At 67.5% G+C, this 1,172-nt stretch carries 1 protein-coding gene; it reads right to left on the bottom strand.

What is annotated here, in order from left to right; translation table 11 throughout:
• Nucleotides 1-78: 78 nt before the first annotated feature.
• The coding region (locus OOZ51_RS22370) for an IS1634 family transposase (RefSeq protein ID WP_265982172.1) at nucleotides 79-1,172 on the bottom strand (1,094 nt) is incomplete at its 5' end.

The following is a 1,172-nucleotide window of genomic DNA, read 5'->3' as shown; positions in this document are numbered from 1 at the left end:
CCGAAGTTACGTCCGTCGTGACGTGCGAGATCCCCGCCGTGGCGGGGATCTCGCTGTTTTCGGGTCGGGTTGTTCTGTCTACTTGATGTGGATGGGGATGGGCTGGCCGATGAGGTCGAAGGCTTGGCGTTGGGTGGGGGTGGGTGTCGCGAGGGTCGGAATGGCCGGCAGGTCGGGGTTGGTGCCGTAGCGGATGTCGTTGCGCGTGAGGGTTCCGAGGTGTTCGAGCAGGGAGCGGAAGCTGTAGGCCGGGTGTCCGTTGCCGGTGGTGCGGGTTGATGCTTTTTTGTGCGCTGTTTCCGAGCGGTTGGCCGGGGCGACGGGGTCGGCCGGGGCCTGGCGGTTTTCGTCGGTGAAGGTCAGGGGCGCCCAGGCCCGGCGCAGGTGCCAGACGAGGTAGGCGGCGAGCATGCAGATGAACACGTGGGCGCGGACGCGGGTGTCGGTCCAGTGGTGGATCGGGCGCAGGGACAGGTCGATGGCTTTGATGGAGCGGAAGTCCCGTTCGACGCCGGCCAGGGACTTGTAGGTGGTCACGACCCGTGCGGCGTCCATCGTGGCGGCGTCCACGGAGGTGCGGATGATGTAGATCCCGTCCAGGGCGGCTTCGGCCGTGATCTGTTCCTCGTTGCGGGCGAAGCCGAAGCCGGTTTCGGTGATGGTGAGGGTGTAGTGCTTTTCCATGTTGTATCTGCCGATGACCTTGCCGGCCCTGACCCCGATTTTCCCGGCGCCGCGGATCCTGCCGGCCTCGGCGGCGGCGGCGATTTTTGCCAGTTCGGCGTCGGTCGCGGCGAGCAGTTCGCCGCGTTTGCGGGTTCGTTCGGCGGCCAGGGCGGGGTTGCGGCAGGCGATGAGCCGTTCGCCGGGGTAGTCCGGGTGGGTGATCTCGGCCAGGTTCACCTCGTCGAACAGGGACATCTGCAGGGGCCCGTCATCGGCGGCCAGGGCCTTGATGGACGGGGCCCGCAGCGCCGTGACCCAGCCGAGGCCGCCGAGTTCTTTGAGCTGAGCGATGCGGGCGGAGGTGATCATGCCGCGGTCCCCGACCATGACCATTTCCTCAAGCCCGAAGGTTGTTTTCATTTCCAGGGCGATGGCTTCGAACGCGGCCGGGTCCGCGGTGTTCCCGGCCACGACCCGGACCGCGACCGGTCTGCCGTCCGGGTCGG

This window comes from Arthrobacter rhizophilus (genome assembly GCF_026241105.1).
In the GTDB taxonomy this organism is placed as follows: Bacteria; Actinomycetota; Actinomycetes; order Actinomycetales; family Micrococcaceae; genus Arthrobacter.
The sequence above is the reverse complement of the archived record's forward strand: the minus strand, read 5'-3'. Positions and strand labels throughout refer to the sequence as shown.